The organism is Dyella agri, assembly GCF_044904705.1.
GTDB lineage: Bacteria > Pseudomonadota > Gammaproteobacteria > Xanthomonadales > Rhodanobacteraceae > Rhodanobacter_A > Rhodanobacter_A agri.
This window is the reverse complement of record NZ_JADIKL010000003.1, coordinates 324078-341115: the sequence shown is the minus strand read 5'-3', so window position 1 is coordinate 341115 and position 17038 is coordinate 324078. Positions and strand designations below refer to the sequence as shown.

At 69.8% G+C, this 17038-nt stretch carries 13 protein-coding genes; 3 read left to right on the top strand and 10 right to left on the bottom strand.

Annotated features, from left to right (window positions below):
• The first annotated feature begins 77 nt into the window (after nt 1–77).
• From ISP14_RS07340 to ISP14_RS07330, 3 genes are read left to right on the top strand one after another with little or no spacing between them, the layout of a single operon-like run.
• A complete protein-coding gene (locus tag ISP14_RS07340) occupies nt 78–1388 on the top strand; it encodes an outer membrane beta-barrel protein (protein WP_404537664.1) in 1311 nt (436 codons plus the stop codon).
• 44 nt (nt 1389–1432) lie between these two features.
• Nucleotides 1433–2155 (top strand): alpha/beta fold hydrolase, encoded by a 723-nt coding sequence (locus ISP14_RS07335; protein WP_404537662.1) that lies wholly within the window; start codon nt 1433–1435, stop codon nt 2153–2155.
• A complete protein-coding gene (locus ISP14_RS07330; protein ID WP_404537660.1) occupies nt 2152–2982 on the top strand; it encodes an alpha/beta hydrolase family protein in 831 nt (276 codons plus the stop codon). Before ISP14_RS07335 ends, ISP14_RS07330 begins: the two co-directional genes overlap by 4 nt.
• A 1-nt stretch (nt 2983) precedes the next feature.
• Here the strand turns inward: ISP14_RS07330 and ISP14_RS07325 are convergent, their stop codons facing one another.
• The 10 genes from ISP14_RS07325 to ISP14_RS07280 form a co-directional block, all read right to left on the bottom strand.
• Entirely contained in the window at nt 2984–4186 is a 1203-nt protein-coding gene (locus tag ISP14_RS07325; RefSeq protein WP_404537658.1) for a hypothetical protein, read from the bottom strand.
• On the bottom strand, nt 4183–5352 hold the full coding sequence (locus tag ISP14_RS07320) for a glycosyltransferase family 4 protein (RefSeq protein ID WP_404537656.1): 1170 nt from the start codon (nt 5350–5352) through the stop codon (nt 4183–4185). The genes ISP14_RS07325 and ISP14_RS07320 overlap by 4 nt, the downstream gene beginning before the upstream one ends.
• The gene (locus ISP14_RS07315; RefSeq protein WP_404537654.1) at nt 5349–5990 is read right to left on the bottom strand and encodes a polysaccharide deacetylase family protein; all 642 of its coding nucleotides are present in this window, start codon (nt 5988–5990) and stop codon (nt 5349–5351) included. The genes ISP14_RS07320 and ISP14_RS07315 overlap by 4 nt, the downstream gene beginning before the upstream one ends.
• Nucleotides 5987–7153, bottom strand: coding sequence for a glycosyltransferase (locus ISP14_RS07310; RefSeq protein WP_404537652.1), 1167 nt, complete (start codon nt 7151–7153; stop codon nt 5987–5989). Before ISP14_RS07310 ends, ISP14_RS07315 begins: the two co-directional genes overlap by 4 nt.
• Nucleotides 7150–8265 (bottom strand): glycosyltransferase, encoded by a 1116-nt coding sequence (locus tag ISP14_RS07305; RefSeq protein WP_404537650.1) that lies wholly within the window; start codon nt 8263–8265, stop codon nt 7150–7152. Before ISP14_RS07305 ends, ISP14_RS07310 begins: the two co-directional genes overlap by 4 nt.
• Before the next feature lie 8 nt (nt 8266–8273).
• A complete protein-coding gene (locus tag ISP14_RS07300) occupies nt 8274–9629 on the bottom strand; it encodes a phenylacetate--CoA ligase family protein (RefSeq protein WP_404537648.1) in 1356 nt (451 codons plus the stop codon).
• The gene (locus tag ISP14_RS07295) at nt 9626–11176 is read right to left on the bottom strand and encodes an oligosaccharide flippase family protein (RefSeq protein WP_404537646.1); all 1551 of its coding nucleotides are present in this window, start codon (nt 11174–11176) and stop codon (nt 9626–9628) included. Before ISP14_RS07295 ends, ISP14_RS07300 begins: the two co-directional genes overlap by 4 nt.
• Complete coding sequence (locus ISP14_RS07290) at nt 11173–12606, bottom strand: O-antigen ligase family protein (RefSeq protein WP_404537644.1); 1434 nt, start codon at nt 12604–12606, stop codon at nt 11173–11175. Before ISP14_RS07290 ends, ISP14_RS07295 begins: the two co-directional genes overlap by 4 nt.
• Before the next feature lie 76 nt (nt 12607–12682).
• Nucleotides 12683–13765, bottom strand: coding sequence for a glycosyltransferase family 2 protein (locus ISP14_RS07285; RefSeq protein ID WP_404537642.1), 1083 nt, complete (start codon nt 13763–13765; stop codon nt 12683–12685).
• Nucleotides 13766–13793: 28 nt separating this feature from the next.
• Nucleotides 13794–17003 (bottom strand): non-ribosomal peptide synthetase, encoded by a 3210-nt coding sequence (locus ISP14_RS07280; RefSeq protein WP_404537640.1) that lies wholly within the window; start codon nt 17001–17003, stop codon nt 13794–13796.
• Nucleotides 17004–17038: the final 35 nt, after the last annotated feature.

Below are 17038 nucleotides of genomic sequence, written 5' to 3'. Positions count from 1 at the left end.
CCCCGCGGCGGCCCACCGTTCCGGCCACAGGGGGCCGGACGGGAGCGACGGCCGCGCAACGATTGCTGGAGGCAGCCATGCCCGCATCTAACCGACTCGCCCGCACCATCGCGCTGGCCCTGGCGTTTACCGCCGGTCCGGCGGTCGCCGGTCAGTTCGACTACGTGCTGTACGGTGGCGTCGAGCACAGCGACAACATCAACCTCAGCGACACGGCGCCGGCAAGCCAGTGGTTGCTGGTTCCCGGCTTCGGCTTCGACTACGACCAGCGGGGCGCGACACTGCAGGCACACGTCGCCGGCGGAGCGGAATACCGCGACTATCTGGGCGGCAACTACGCGAACCAGAAGTTCGGCGAGCTGGCCGGCCAGGTGAACTGGACGGTGCTGCCGCAGCGGCTGGATTTCATGGCGCAGGACTACGCCAGCGTGCAGCCGATCTCCTCGCTGGCCAGCAACGGGCCTGGCAACCAGCAACAGACCAACGTGCTGACGGTGGGCCCGACCCTGTACTTCAACCTGGGCAGCGCGCTGCACGGCCAGGCGGAGCTGCGCTACATCAACAGCCGCGCCTCGCGCACCACCCAGTTCGACTCCTCGCGCGGCGACGGCGCGCTGCGGCTGATCCGCGACGTCTCGCCGACAAGCCAGCTCTCATTCAACCTGGAGGCCCAGGAGGTCAACTTCGACGACAGCAGCGAGGTGAACTACAGCCGCGACGAGGCGTTCGTACGCTACGTGCGCAAGCTCGCGAAACTGGACCTGGACGTGGCGGCAGGCTGGTCGCACCTCAGCTTCGATCGCGGCTACGGCTCGGCCTCCACCCCGCTTGTGCGCGCCAGCCTCAAGTGGCATGCGAACGCCCGCAATGCGTTCGGGGTCGCCTACATGCGCAATTACTCGGATGCCGCGCAGGATCTCATCAGCCTGGCCGACCCGATGGACAACGGCGCGCCGCTCACGCCACCGTTGAGCATCCAGACCGGCGGCGCGGTGATCGGCAGCGGGGTCTATCTCGAGCAGCGCGTGGAAGGCCATTACGACTACATCGGCGACCGTCTCACCGTCAGCCTGTCGCCGTGGTACCGCAAGTTGCACTACCTGGAAGGCCTGCAGCCCGACCAGACCGGGCGCGGCGGCGATCTCGGCGTGAATTACCGCATCAACCCGCGGCTGACGCTCTCGGGCTTCGCCAACATCGAGCGGGAGGACTACACCACGCTGGCGCGTCGCGACACCACGCGCAACGTCGGCGTCGCCTTGCGCCAGTTCATGAACAGCCACTGGAGCTGGCGCGTGTCCGTGGTCAACCAGCATCGCACCAGCACCGCGCCGGGCGAGGGCTACCGGGAGACGGAAGTCTATTTCGGGGTCGTCTACCAGCGATGACGCCGGCATCGGAGCCCTGCCAGTTCGGTCGCGACGGAACGCTGATGGGGGTGTACCACGGCGTCGCCGGCCATGCGCCGATGGGCGTGTTGCTGTGCCCCCCGTTGGGCCAGGCGCTGATGCGCACGCATCGGATCTACCGCCAACTGGCTGTCGGTCTCGCCGCGCGCGGCATTTGCAGCTTGCGTTTCGACTACCGCGGCAGCGGCGATTCGGCCGGCGACAGCCTGGCGCTGGACTGGCAGCACTGCCTTGCCGACATCCGCAGCGCGGCGGCCGAACTGCGTGTGCGCAGCGGTTGCGCCAGGGTGATCGGCTTCGGCGCGCAGCTGGGCGGCAGCCTGGCGCTGGCAGCGGCACCGGCGGTGGGTTTCGCGCGCCTGATCCTGTGGGACCCGGTGCTGGACGGGGCCAGGCATGTGGCCGAGCTCGACGCCTGGCAGGAGGCGTTGCGCAACGACCCGCTGCACTATGCCCGCCCGCGCAGTACAGCGGACGCGGATGGGCAGTGGCTGGGTTTCCCGGTCAGCCCGCACTGGCGCGCACAGGTAGCCGCCTGGCGTGCCGAACCGGCACGGGTGCCTACCGTGATTGTCGACTCGCTGCCTGAGGCGGCGGGTGGCTGGTCGCCGCTGGCCGAGGCCGGCGCGCAGGTGGCCGCGATGCAGCCGGGCACGTACTGGGGCGACCTGCACCGGCTGGAGCACGCGATCCTCGCCCCCGACCTGCTGCGCCTGGTGAGCGAGGCGGTGGAGCAGGCCGCATGATGCCCGAGCGAGTCTTCCGCTTCGGCCGCGCCCAGCACCTGGTGGGCGTGGCCGGCCTGCCGTCCGGCGCACACGCCACGGTGGGCGTGATCGTACTCAACACCGGCCTGATGCATCGCGTCGGCCCGTTCCGCCTGCACGTGGACCTGACCCGCCGGCTCAATGCGCTCGGCTATCCCAGCCTGCGCTTCGATTTGTCCACCATGGGCGACAGCGGCGCCAGTGCGGAAGCCGGCTCGCGCGAGCAGCAGGTACGCGCCGACGTGAGCGATGCCGCCGCGCTGCTGGCGAGCCATGCCGGCTGCACGCGTTTCGTGCTCGTCGGCCTGTGCCGCGGCGCGCAGAGCGCGCACATCGCCGCGCACGCCACGGCGAGCGTGGCCGGCGCGATCTTCCTGGACGGCTACATCTACCGCACCCCCGGCTTCAAGCTGCGCCACTACCTGCCGAGGCTGCTCAGTCCCGCGCGCTGGCACGGCTTTTTTGCGCGCAAGCTGCGCCAGGTGGTGGAGCCGGAGGAAGTCACCTTCGGCAGCATCTATCCACCCCGTGAGCAGGTGCGCGGCGAGCTCGTCGAGATGCTGGCGCGCGGCTTGAAGCTGTACTTCGTCTACAGCGGCGGCATCGGCGAGCAGTTCAACCACCCACGCCAGTTCCGCGAATGCTATGGCCGCGCCGTGGCGGGGCATCCGGCGCTGCGCATGGACCTGCTCGACGGCACCGACCATACCTACACCCTGGTCTGCGACCGCGAGCGCCTGTTCGGCCATGTCGAAGGCTGGCTGCAGGAGCATTTCCCGGCGCCGAAGGCGGCGCCGGCCGGCTGAGCTATTCCACCGCCTCGCGTGCGGCGGTCGCCATTGCGCTGCGCACACGGTGCGGCGGAGGCGGCAGCTCGAAGTCGCGATAGTCGTGCGGATTGCCGCTACGCCCCGCCTCGGCAGCCTTGATGATGTTGTACATCTCGCGTGCGGTGACGTAATGGAGCACGTGGCGCTCGCCATCGTTGTAGGCCTGCTCCAGGTGCGCGTGCATGCGCTCGGCCGCTTCGCCCAGCAAGGTATCCATGTCGCGCTCCTGGGTGCCGTGAGTGTGCACTTTGACGAAGATCCATTCGGGCCGGCCTTCGACGTGGATGCCGGTGCGCACCCAGTGGTCCACGCGCGCCGGGGTGGGCGGACAGCCGCGGCGCACGTCGGCGTTTTCGATGCGCGGCACCAGGCCCAGGCGCCGCTCGCGCCAGTTCAGGCCTAGTGGTCCCTGCACGATCATCAAGTCGCCGCTGGGCGAGCCGCCCGTGCGCACCGGCACGCCGCTGTCGTGCGATTTCGGGCGCAACGGGTCGTCGGTGGCGTAGTAGATGCTGTTGACCATGCGCGTCTGCGTGTCGCTGGGCGCGGAGGGCAGGGTGAAGTCGGCGTAGCAGCCCAGCTCGCGCAGCAGGATCAGCTCGTTGTTGAGGCCGCACCAGCGGCCGTCTGCGCGTGAGTTGTCCAGGCACCAGTTGCCGTGGATGAAGCCGAAGCGCAGCTGGCCGGTGCGTGGATCGCGCGGCAGCGCGCCATGGCGCTCGTGCAGCAGTGCGTTGAAGCGGGCGATGGTGGCGGTGAAATTTTCCGGCGTGTCGTTGTCGTGGTGCAGGTGGATCTCGATCTCGCCGTAGCCGTCGGCGCAGAGCGCGGCCAGCTTGTCGAGGTGTTCCTCGACGTATTCCTCTTCCGGATAGAAGAAGCTGTGCTGCGGCGGGCGGTCGTCGGCGTCGCGGTGGCGGTCGGCCAGCGCACGGTAGTCGCGACACCAGCGGTCGACGCGGGCGCGCTGGGTGGCGAGGTCGACGCGGCCCCAGTTCGGTTCGAAGTGGTCGACGAAGGCGAACATCACGTGCACCGGCCCGCGGGCCGGACGCGGCGGCGGGCGCCGGCGCAGGTAGCTGCCCAGCCAGATCTGCATGTTGCGAGAGCGGATCGCCAGCGCCACTGCCGCGACGGCGGCCAGCACCAGGGTGGCGAGTACGGCGAGCACGATGTTCATCGCTGTGCCTCCGGCAGAAGTCCCAGCAATTGCTCGGCGTTGTTGCGCCACTGTCGTTCGCGCACGATGTACTCGCGCGCGGCTGCGCCGACGCGCAGGCGTTCGTCGGACTGCGCGGCCAGTTGCAGCACGCGCTGTACGCAAGCCAGCAACTCGCGCTGCGGGAACAGCCAGCCGGTGCGGCCATCGTCGATCACCTCGGCCACCGGCGCATAGTCGGGCGCGACCATCGCCACGCCCATCGCCATGAACTCGAACAGCTTCACTGGCGAGCCGTAGCGGTTGGAATCGGGCAGTACCGCGTAGTCCATGCAGGCGATCCAGGCGGGAATCTCGTTGTGCGGCACCCGGCCGGGCAGCAGAATGCGGTCGGCCAGGCCGTGTGCCTGTACCAGGTCGCGCACCTCGGGCAGGCTGCGGCCATCGCCGACCAGCACGAGCACCAGCTCGGGCACCTCGGTCAGCCGCGCGGCGATCGCCTCCACGAAACCGTTGACGCCGTGCCAGTGCACGAACGCGCCGACGTAGCCGCATACCACGCGTCCAGCCACGCCGCGCTCGGCGCGCAGGCGTTCGCGGTCATGGCGGGACGGATCGAAGCGGGCGAGGTCGGCCGCATTCGGTGACACGACCGAGGGGGCGATGTCGCCGTAGGCGGCCCTGGCCTGCTGCTGGAAGTAGCTGGAAATGAACACCAGCCCGGTCGCCTGGCGCAGGCACCAGCCTTCGATGCGCCGCGCCAGGGATTTCAGCCACAGCGGGCGCACCCGTTCGACCAGCGCGGAATCGTTGATCTCCAGGATCACCGGAATGCCGTGTCGCCGCGCCAGCCACAAGGTGGCGAACAGGAACAGCGAATAACGCTCGTAGATCAGTTGCGGCTTGAATCGCGCAAACGCGCGGCGCATGCGCACCAGGGTGACCAGGTTGTAGCCCAGTTCCAGCACCTCGAACAGCACGCCCGGCATGCGCGAGACCAGGGCGCCGAGATGTCCGCGCCGCTTGGGCTTCGCTGCGCCGTGGGTCTGCTCCTGTTCCGGGTCCGCACCGGGAAAGGACATCACGGCCACTTCGTGGCCCAGCTGGCGCAAGCCGCCGACCACGCCGCGAATGTGCACACCCTCGACGTCGCGCCCGCGCGTGCGGTGGTGATAGAGAATCCTCATGCGGCCACCGCCGGCAGCGCATGCAGCTTGCGCCCCTCGGCGAGCCACGCGGGAAGCAGGTGCGCGAGGATCTGCGCGGCACAGTTGCTGTCGTCGTGCATCAGCAGCACGTCGCCGTCCACCGGCGGCCGTCGCTGCAATCGCGCGGCCAGCTCCGCGGGCGGGCGCGGCTGGTAGTCGAGACTGTCGTAGGACCAATAGGCCAGGTTGCGCCCGCGCCGCGCGAAGGCCAGCAGCAGCGGCAGCGACACGTCGCCGCGCGGTGGCCGGAAGCGGTGCGGGCCGGCGCGGTCGAAGCCCGCCAGCAGCCGGTCGGTACGTTCCACCTCGTCGAGCTGCTCGCGCAGACTGAGGCGGCGGAACATCGGGTGGCTGTACGAGTGATTGCCCAGGACGTGGCCCTCCGCCACGATGCGCTCGACCAGCGCGGGGTGCTGCTCGATCCGCTGGCCGACCAGGAAAAAGCTCGCCCGCACGCCGTGCCGGGCCAGCAAGTCCAGCAAGTGGGGCGTGTGTTCCGGATGCGGGCCGTCGTCGAAGCTGAGATAGAGCGCGCCGGGTTCGCGCGGGCCGCGCACCAGCACCAGCCGTTCGGGCAGCAGGCCGAGCAGCTGTCGTCGCGTGGGCCGGATGCTCATCGCAGCGCCTCCGCCGCGGCGCCGACACGTGCGGCCTGCTGCAGGATGGTATCGAACCGGTCGATGTTGGCCTCCCAGCTGAAGCTGCGCGCGTGATCCACGATGGCGGCATGATCCCATGTCTGCGCCGTGGCTTCCGCCAGCGCGCCGGCCAGCGCCGCGCGGTCGCCTAGTGGCACCAGCCGGCCGGCATGCGCGGGCACCACTTCGGGAATGCCGCCCACCTGCGTGGCCACCACCGGGGTGCCGCAGGCCATCGCCTCCAGCACCACGTTGGGCACGCCTTCGTTGTGGCTGGGCAGGCACAGCAGGTCGGCGGCGCGGAACCAGTCGGGCAGCGCGTCGTGCGGCATCGCGCCGGCCAGGCGCACGCGCGTGTCGATGCCCAGCGCACGGGCGCGCGCAAGCAAGGCACTCCGGCACGGGCCTTCGCCCACATAGATCAGCCGTGCCTGTGCATGCTCCATCGCCGCGAAGGCTTCCAGCAGATCGAGACAGCCCTTGCTCTCCTTCAGGTTGCCGACGTAGAGCAGCAGCGGCCCGGCGTCGTCCTCCAGGCCGAGCCGCGCACGCGCCGCGGCCTGGTCGCCGGGCGCGAAGCGCTTGCTGTCGACGCCGTTGTAGAGCGTGTGCACGCGCGCCGCGTCGGCGCCCAGTGCCACCGCCTTGCCGGCCAGCGCCCGGCTCACCGTGACCACGGCGGCGGCGGCGCGCAGGCTGGCGGCGATCTGCGGCCGGCGCAGCGCATGGGTGGCCTGCACGTTGAGGTCGCTGCCGTGCACCTTCACCACGTACGGAATGCTGAGCAGGCGCGCCAGCCAGCCGGCGGCCACCGCATCGGGGTAAGCCCAACTGGCCAGGATGCAGTCGTAGCCGGCTGCGCGCAGTCGCCAGCCGCGCTGTAGCAGCAGCGAAAGCAGCCAGCACGCCGCATGCAGCGCGCGGCCGAATCGCGGCGGGTAGACGAATACGAAATGGTCGGTGCCCAGCCCCGCCACCTGCACATTGCCGCGCCGGCCGCGCAGCCGCTCGCGGAAATCCACCGCGGTTAGCACGTCCAGCGCGTGGCGCCGGCCCAGCCGCTCGAACTGCTGGCGGTTGAACGCGCCGCGCAGCGGATCCCAGGGCGTGGGGAACAGGTTGGTCAGCACCAACACCTTCATGCGCCCTGCCTCCGTGGCTCGTAGAGCGCGGCATAGCGCACCGCCATGGCCTCGAGCGAACCGCTGGCCTCCATCATCGCGCGAGCGGCCGCGCCGAGGCGCGCGGCGTGCTCCGGATTGCGCAGCAGTGCGAGGACCGCCTGTGCCAATGCCTCGGCGTCGCGCGCCGGCACGATGGAGCCGGTGACGCCGTGCAGCACGATCTCGCGGTTGCCGCCAACGTCGGTGGCGACGATCGGCAACGCGGTGGCGGAGGCTTCCAGCAAGGCCATCGAATAACCTTCGCTCACCGAGGACAACACGAACACATCCAGGCCTTGCAGCAAATCGCGCACGTCGCTGCGATCGCCGAGGAAATGCACCGCGCCGGCCACGCCCTCGTCGCGCGCGCACGCCTCCAGCTCCGGCCGCAGGCTGCCGTCGCCGATCATGACCAGCGCGCTGTCGGGCAGCTGCTCGTGCACGTGGCGGAAGGCGTGGATCAGGTTGGCCTGATCCTTGGCCCAGTTGAGCCGTCCCACCGTGCCGATCACGCGTGTCTGCGGCGACAGCCGGAGCGCCTCGCGCAGGCGTGCGCGCGCGGCCGGCGAGGCGACGGTGAACTCCTGCACACGGACGCCGTTCGGTACCACCCGCAGCTTGCGCTGCGGCACCAGGCCATGCTCGATCGCGCCGTTGCAGGCGGCCTCGCAGACCATCGCCACCGCGTCGGTGTGGGCAAGGCTGGCGCGATAGAGCATCTCGGCGCGGTTCCAGCGTTGCATGCCGCCCATGCCGTGGCGGGTGTTGATGACCTTGCCCACGTGCAGCCCGAGGCTGGCCAGCACCGCGAGGTAGTGCGCCACCGCGTTGTGGCTGTGCAGCACGTCGGTGCGGTGGGCGCGGATCAGCCGACGCACGCACGACAGCGCCTTGACATCGAACCCCCTGCGCTTGCCGCAGGCATGCACCGGGATGCCCGCGGCATCCAGCTCGTGCGCCAGCGTGCCGCGTTCGAACAGGCACACCACCTGGCAGCGGTGGCCTTGTTGCTGCTGCAGCTTGACCAGGTCGAGCACAACGCGCTCCAGCCCTCCGCGATTGAGGTTTTCCACGACGTGGGTGATGTTCATCGATGCATTCATGCGGGCGGAGCGGCAAGGGCGGAAACGGTGACGCGCAGCTTGCCGCTGGGCGTCAGGGGAATGTCGTCGACGATGCGGCAGTCGAGCGCGACGCTGTCGCCGACTACCTTGGCCAGCTCGTGGCGGATGTACGCCATCGAAGCGTCGTCGAAGCGGTCGTCGCAGACCAGCGCGAGCTCGAGCCGGTCGAGCCGGCGCTGCACCAGCTGGAAGCGGCGCAGGCCCGGCACGTCCTTGAGCATGTGCGGGAAGAACTCGCCGGGCAGCAGGTGGCCGTCGGGCGTGCGGATCGCGTCCAGCTTGCGGCCGTCCACGTGCGCCAGCAGCGGCAGGCCGCGCCCGCACGGGCAGGTCTCCGCGCTGGCGGTGGCCATGTCGCCGTTGGCGTAGCGCAACAGCGGCATGCCGTAGTTGGAAAGATCGGTGAGCAGCACCTCGCCGCTGGCGCCGGCTGCCGCCGCGCCGTGCAGCTCCACCACCAGATGGTCGGCGTTGACGTGCAGGCCGTGCCGCTGTTCGCACTCGGACGCGATCAGCATGACCTCGCGGCAGCCGTAGGTGTTGTAGGCCGGGCAGCCGAACGCGCGCTCGATCAGTTCGCGCTGGAAGTCGTGCAGCGCCTCGGCCGCGCCGAGCACCGACACCGGTTGCGCCACCCGGCGCTGCTGTTCGAGCAGCCATTGCGCGAGGCGCACCAGCGGGCCCACATAGCCCACGATCACCTCCGGCCGGTACGCGTCGATGGCGTCGGCGTATTCGCCCAGGTTGGCGTCGGTCATATGGAAGCTGTTGAGCATCCGGCGCGCGAACGCGGCCTGGTAGAGCCGCTCCTTCAGTTGATGCAGTGGATGCGGCCGACCCACCGCGCCACCCCACACGAACAGCGTGCGCCGGCCCATGCGCGCGCCGGCCCAGTCGTAGCCGCGCCACATCACGGCGGTGCGCCGCTCGTTGCTCTCGCGGGTGTAGCCGAAGCGCATCGGCTGGCCGGTGGAGCCGCCGGTGGCTTTGTACAGCAGGCGGTCGTGCCAGCCGTCGGCCTTGAACTCGTCGAAGTGCTCGCGGATCTCGTCCTTGCCCAGCACCGGCAGGCGCGCGTAATCGTCCAGGCTGCGGATGTCCGCCGCCGCGATGCCCAGCTCGCGCCAGCGCCGGCGATACCAGGGCACGTGCTGCTCGCAATGCTGCAGCAAGCGTTGCAGCCGTTCCCACTGCAACGCGAGGATCTGCTCGGGCGCCAGCCACTGGTCGCGTTCGTAGTCGGCGAGCCAGGCCAGCGTGCGGCGCCGGCGCAGGCCCGATTCGTAGGCCGGGTAGAGCACCCGGCGGAACATGTGTTCGTAGACGCTCATGGTTGCTGCCCCGCCCGCGCGCCCGACCATGCCAGCAGGCGCCCCAGCAGCAGCGGGCGCCCTGCCGCGAAACGTCCGTGCAGTTCCTTCAGCTGCTCGATGTCGGCGTGGGTCCAGCAGCGCAGCCACAATGTGAACGGCAGGTAGGCCGCGACCAGCAGCGGTCCGCCCAGCAGCAGCGTCGCCAACGGCGGCAGATGCAGCGGCAGTACCAGCGAGGCGACCGCGCCGGCCAGCACGGCGGCCAGCACGATGCGCGCGAGCCGGCGCCATTCCAGCGGCAAGCCGCCGACGCGCATGCCCAGCCACAGGAAGGCCGAAGAGCTGGTCAGCGCAGCGACGACGATCGCCGCCATCGCCCCGTGCAGCCCGAAGTGGCGGATCAGAGTCACGTCCATGGCGATCTTGAACACGCCGAACAGCAAGGTGAGCGTCAGGATCACGTGCTGGCGATCGGCGCTCACCAGCAGGCTGGTCGCGCCTTGTCCCGAGGTGCCCACCGCACTGGCCAGCATGCACAGCGCGAACACCGGCGCCGCGGCGGCAAAGGCCGGACCGTACAGCAGCCCGATCACCGCAGCCGCGAAGCAGATGCCGAATACCGCCACCGGCGCGCTGAGCAGGGCCAGGTACGAGGTCACCGCGACGAAGCGGCGGCCGCCCTCGGCGCGTCCCTCGCTCAGCGCCTTCGCCATCATCGGCAGCAACACCGCGCTGAACACGCCGGGCACCAGCAGCATGATGCCGGTGGCCAGCTGGTAGGCCACCTTGAAGTAACCCGCTGCGGCCGGGGTAGCGAACATGTTGAGGAACAGGATCTCCACGTCGCTGGCGATCAGGAAGCTCACGATGATGGTCAGCGAGACGATGCGCAGGTGCCGGCGGATGCGCTGCAGCAGCTCCGCCGGCAGCTTGCCGATGCGCGGCAGCGGCGCCAGCAGCCGGTGCACCTGGTACTGCGAGGCAAGCAGGAACATCGCGCTGGAGATCGCGTACATCACCACGAACCACAGGATGTCGCCGTGCAGCAGCATTGCCGCGATCACCAGTACGAGGTTGGTCGGCGCGGCTATCAGGGTGATCCGGGCGGTCGCGTCGAAGGCCTCGAAGCCCTTGGCGATCGCCACGTTGAACATGTATGGCGCACGCATACCCACCGCGGCTGCCAGCAAGACGAACTCCAGCGTGCTCAGCTCGGCGGCATAGCGGTGCCCGAGCAGTACGAACAGGCCAAGGCCGATGCCCAGGACCACCAGCAGGTGCCAACGCTGCACACCGCGCATGTAGGCAAGCATCGGCCGGATCAGTTCCGGCTGGCGGCTGCCGCGCAACTCCGCGACGAACTTGATCACGCCGGTAGTGATGCCTGAGTTGGTCACCACGATGCCGATCGCCGCGAACCAGATGAACAGGCCGTAGATGCCGTACTGGCGCGGCCCCAGGTGGCGCGCGATCAGCACCGCGCAGACCATGCCGAGGAAGTACTCGACATAGATCCCCAGCGAGGAGAACAACGTGTTGCGCAGAGCGAGCGAGCGATGGTTCATGACGTTCGCAACAGGATGGCGACCAGGATGTAGAGCGCGACCACGCTCACCAGTGCGATCGGCAACCAGCGCCAGCCGCTGACGGAAAGGGCGAAACGCGGCAGCGTGTCGTGCCGCTGGCGCATGTTGGCGTAGTGGCCCACCGCGACCGCGGCCAGCGTGTAGAGCATGATGTTGTAGCTGCGGCTGAGGAAGAACGCGGCCAGGAAGAAACCGCACAGCGCGCAGAACAAGGTCAGCGACAGTGCCTGCTCGGCGCGGGCCTGGCGAGCCTCGGCCGCGGTGTCGTGCTGGTCCGGCGCGGTTCCCGGATTCGCCGTCGCGCCGACCCGTCCGCGCACCAGGGCTTGCCGGCGCTGCACCACGTCGACGTCGACCGGCAGCGGCGGCGCCAGCGCCAGGCGCGCCTGCGGGCGTACCGCCGCCACCGCGTGCACTGTGGCCTGCACCGCCCTTGCCAGGCCGGTCTGCAGCCGCAGCAGGCGCCACATCATCCAGAAGCAGTAGCCGACGAAGGCCAGCCAGGTCATGAAACCCAGGAAACCCGTCTCGGCCAGCACCAGCACGAAGGAGTTGTGCGCGGTGAGCGTGTTGTAGTCGGTGAAGTTGCCGAAGCCCACGCCGAACAGCGGATGCGTCTTGAACATGTCCAGCCCTTCGTACCAGGCATCCACGCGGCCGAAGGCGGACTCTTCGTCCGGGTCCAGGTCGTTCATGCGCGTAGAGGGCATCAGCATCAGGCCGACCAGGCCGACGAAACCCAGCGAGCCTGCGGTCAGAAGCCCGCGCTTCTGCCACAGCCAGACCGCGCCCATCAGCAGCACTGCCAGCTGGGTGCCGCGCGACTTGGTCAGGTAGACGCCGAACAGCAGCAGCACTGCGCCGATGCGCCAGAACCAGCGACCGAAAAAGCCGGCGCGCGAAGCGAGGCAGACCACCATCGGCAAGGCCATCACGAACAGCAGGCCGAGGTCGTTGGGGTCGTTGAAGATGCCCACGTAGCGGATGCGCCCGTCCTCACCCAGGGTCATGCCGGTCCAGCCCACGCCTTGCTCGGCCTGCTGCACGCTGTGCAGGGCCAGCACCATCGCACACAGCCCGATCACCGCGAAGGCGATGGCGGTGCGGCGCGGATTGTCCAGCGCGCTCGCCAGCACGAAGAACACGATCAGCGACGGCCCCATCTGTTCGATCACGTACTGCATGCCGCCGCTCCAGCCGCTGATCACCTCCGAGGCCATCGCGATCAGCACGAACACCGGCAGCAGCAGGAACTGCGGCGCGCCGGAGGTGCGCGCGCCGCGCAGCAGCCAGCCGACGAAGGCCAGCAGCAAGGTGATCGACATCACCGGCAGGTTCGCCATCCCCGGCAGGAAGTCCTGCGGGCGGACGATCGCGAAGCACAGGTAGACGAGGATCAGCAGGAACATGCGCGCCACCTGCGGGATAGCCCCGCCTCAAGGCCGCGGCGCGCCGCCACCGGGTCGATCCGCTTGCATCGAATGCTCACCACAGGTGCAACCTCCGATTGCGCGCGAACGCCAGCAGCGCCTGCGCGGCGAACAGGTTGAGATAGCAGAAGGCGGTCAGCAGCCGTATCGGCAAGCGCCCGCCCAGCGCCGGCAGGAAGCGCCCGGCCACTACCGCGGCGAGCCCCGCGGCCAGCGCCAGCGCAGTCATCGCGAACAGTACATGGTGCGTCGCCAGCAGCGCCGCCGAGAGTGCCAGCGCCAGCAGCAGCCAGGGCGCCAGCAGGCGCAGCAGCTTGTGGCTGACGAAGCGGAACCACAGCGGATTGCGCCAGGGCAGCAGCAGCCAGGGCGCCAGCTGGATCAGCTGGTAGTTGCCGGCCAGCGTGCGGATCTTGCGCCGCTGCTCTTCGCGCGGCTGCTGCGAGGTGCCGTCCCAGGCCACCGCCATCGGTTCGTAGACCACGCGCAAGCCGGCTGCGGCCACCTGCATCGGCACCAGCACGTCGTCCAGCACGGTGCCCGGCGGCAGCGGGCGGAACAGTTCGCGGCGCATCGCGTAAAGCGCGCCGCTGACGCCGATTGCCGAGCCCGAGCGGCTCTCGCTGATACGGATCAGCGTCTCGTAGCGCCAGTAGGCGTCGATGCCGCGGGCAAAGCCGGTCTGCGCGTCGAACAGGCGCAGCTGTCCACCCACCGCGCCCACGCCCGGATCGCCGAGGTCGGCGATCAGTCGGCGCAGCGCATCCGGTTCCAGCCGCTGGCGCACGTCGGTCATCAGCAGCACCTCGCCGCGCGCGTGCGCCACCGCGTCGTTGACGCAGGAGGCCTTGCCGCGCCGCGTGTCGAACTCGAGCACGTGGATGCGCGGATCGCCCAGTTGCCGGCAGCGCGCCGCACTGTCGTCGCGGCAGCCGTCGCAGGCCACCACGATGTCGAGCAGCGCGGACGGGTAGTCCAGCGCGAGCAGATTTGCCAGCTTGGCCTGCACGTGCGCGGCGCCATCGTGCACCGCGAGCACCGCGGTGACACGGGGCGTCCACACGCGCCGCTGCACCGGGCGCGGCCGCCAGCGCGCCAGCGCGAGCATCCACAGCGGGTAGCCCACGAAGACGTGCACGAGGGCTAGCGCCGATATCGCAAAGACTTCACTGGCAAAGCCAATCAAGGCCGATCTCCCCTGTCTTGCTCATGGCGAACCACAGGCTCAGTCCCAGCCAGCGATGCATGCGCAGCAGCAACGGCAACCGCAACCGCGGCGCGTCATCTGCCTTCGCGGGCAATTCGGCGGCCAGCGTCGCCAGCGTGCCGGAGGCCACGTCGAGCAGATGCAGTCGCACCGAAGTCTCCCGTTGCACGCGCGCCACCATCTCCGCCGCCAGCAGCGAATGGCCGCCCAGGTCGAAGAAACTGTCGTCGACACCGACCTGATCGATGCCGATCAGCTCGCACCAGATCGCGGCCAGATAAGCCTGGCGCGGATCGGTCAGCGCACCTGCCTGCGCCCGGGCGCCGCGCCGCGCGGCCCCGGATGGCCGCGGCAGCGCCTTGCGGTCGATCTTGCCGTTCGGCGTCTTGGGCAGGGTGTCCAGCCGCTCGATGTGCTGCGGTTGCATGTAGGCGGGGAGTTGCTGGTACAGGCGTGCGCGCAGGCGTTCGGCCAGTCCGTCGTCCGCGGCGGCTACGTACAACACCAGCCGCACGTCGTTGTCGCTGAACGTCCGTGCCACGGCGACGCATTCGCGCACGCCCGGCTCGGCAGCGGCGACCGCCTCGATGTCGCCCGGCTCGATGCGGTAGCCGCGGATCTTGATCTGGTCGTCCGCGCGGCCGCTGAAATACAGCTGGCCATCGCGCCAGTAGCCGCGGTCGCCGCTGCGGTACATGCGGCCGTCGGCGAAGGGGTCGTCCACGAAGCGCTCGGCGGTGAGGTCGGGGCGGTGCAGGTAACCGTCGGCCACGCCATCGCCAGCGATCCAGATCTCGCCGACCACGCCCGGTGGCACCGGCTGGCCGTGCTCGTCCAGCACGTAGAGCCGGGTATTGGCGATCGGCTTGCCGAGCGGGATCGAATCCATGCCCGGCTCGATGCGCGCCAGCGAGGACCAGATCGTGGTCTCGGTGGGGCCGTACATATTCCACAGCTCGGGGCAGCGCCCGGCCAGCGTGCGCGCCAGCGACAGCGGCATTGCTTCGCCGCCGACGAACAGCCGCAGGTTGCGCAGCGCATCCTCGCGGCCGATGCCTTGCAGCAGGCGCAACAACGACGGCGTGGTCTGGAACACCGTGCAGCCGCTGCGGGCGATCAGTTCGCACAGCCCCAGCGGGTTGGTGTACTCGGCCGCCGTGGCGATCACCATGCGGCCGCCGCTGATCAGCGGCAGATACAGCTCCAGGCCGGCGATGTCGAACGACAAGGTGGTGGCCATGCACAGCGTGTCGCCGGCGCCGTAACCCGGCTGCTCGCGCATGCTCCTGAGGAAGTTGACCAGACTGCGGTGCAGGATGCGCACGCCCTTGGGCTGGCCGGTGGAGCCGGAGGTGAAGAGCACATAGGCCAGATCCTCGCCGCGCACGGCCGGCAGCGCCGCATGGCCCGGCGCCTCGGCGGCAAGCTCGCCGATCACGAGGCATTCGCGTCCCGCGACCAACGCGGGCGGTGGGTGCAGGGCCGGCGTGACCAGCAGATGGCGCAGGCCGGCATGCTCGGCCATGTAGCCGAGCCGCTCGTGCGGAAACTCCGGATCCAGCGGCACATAGGCGGCGCCGCTGCGCAGGATGCCGAGCACCGCGACCAGCATGTCGAGGCTGCGCGGCACGTACACGCCGACGAGGTCGCCGCGCCCGATCCCGCGCCGCGCCAACGCCGATGCCAGTGCGTGTGTGCGCTGTTCCAGCGCGGCATAGTCCAGCGATTTGCCGGCGCATTCGGCGGCGATGCGTCCGGGCGTGCGCTGCGCCTGCGCCGAGAGCAGCGCTGGCAGCCCAAGGCTGCGGTCGTAGTCGCGCGCGGTGTTGTTCCACTCCTCGATCACCTGCGCGCGGCCAGCGGTGTCCAGCAGGGGCAGCTCGGCGAGCTGCAACGTCGCCGGATCGCGCGTATCCGCGAGCGCTTCCAACAAGGTGGCGTAATGGCCCAGCCAGCGTTGCAGCGTGGCGGCGGTGAAGCGGGCGGCGGTGCCGTGGAAATCGATGGCCAGCGCGTCGTCTTCCAGCGTCGCGCTGGCCTGTAGTTCGCCCGGCAGCGCGACGCGGCCACCGTCGAGCACGTGGTGGCGCAGGCCGGCGAAGGCGAACGCCGGCATGCCCGGATCGAACTCGAACGAGACATGAGTGAGCGCGGCCTCGGCGCCGCGGCGGTGCAAGTCCAGCGCGCGCAGCAGGCCCATCACGGTGACCTGGCCGTGCGTCTCGGCATCGCGCAGCGCGGCGGCGGCGTGGGCGAGCAGCCCGGCCACGCTCTCCGCCGGTTCGACGCCCAGGCGCACCGGCAAGGTGTGCAGCGGGCCGCCTTGTACGCTCAACGGGACGCCGACGGCAAAGTCGCGCTGTCCGCTCATGCGCATGAGGAAGGCGGCGTAACCGCCGAACAGCAGTTCGTGCAGCGCCACACCGCAGCGCTGCGCCAGCTGCCGCAGGCCGGCGACCGTGGATGCCGGCAGCACGCGCCGCGCGCCCACCGCGTCGAATTGTGGCCGCATCGGCGCCGGATGGTCGGCGGGCAGGGTCAGGGGATCGGGCAGCGTAGCGTAGCGCGAGCGCCACCAGGCCAGTGTCTCAGCGGGCGTCTCGTCGTCGGTCTGCAGCGACGGCATTGGCGTTGCCGTCGGCTCCCGGCCCGCGACAAGCTCGCCGTAGCCATGCGCCAGTTCGGCCAGCAGGCGGCCGGTCGCACCGCGGTCGAGCACCAGCTCGTGTGCGTGCAGCAGCAGGGCATGGCTATCGTTGTCCAGGCGCACCAGCTCCAGTTGCAGCAGCGGCGGTACGGTCGGGTCGAACGGTGTGTGCAGGCGCGCCTGCATGTGCGCGGCGAGACGCGCTTCCGCCGCTGCGCCCTCCGGTGAGAAATCGCATTGCGTCCACGGCAGCGGCAGCGCGTCATGCACGCGCTGCACGTGGCCGTCGGTCGACAAGCCGATGCGCAGGCCGGCGTGCCGGCGCCACAGGCAGGCGGCCGCCTGTTCCAGCAAGGCAGCCTGCAGCGGACCGTCCAGCCGCACCACGGTGAGTCGGGCGAGCGCCAGCGCGGCAGCGTCGCCGTAATGGCCGAACAGCCACTGCTCTTTCTGGATTTCGCTCAGCGGAACGGCGGGGCCGGCGTCCGGCTCCGTGTATCGCCCATCAAGGATGTCGTTCATGCGAGTTCCTGTTTCGAGCAATCCCCTGTCAACAT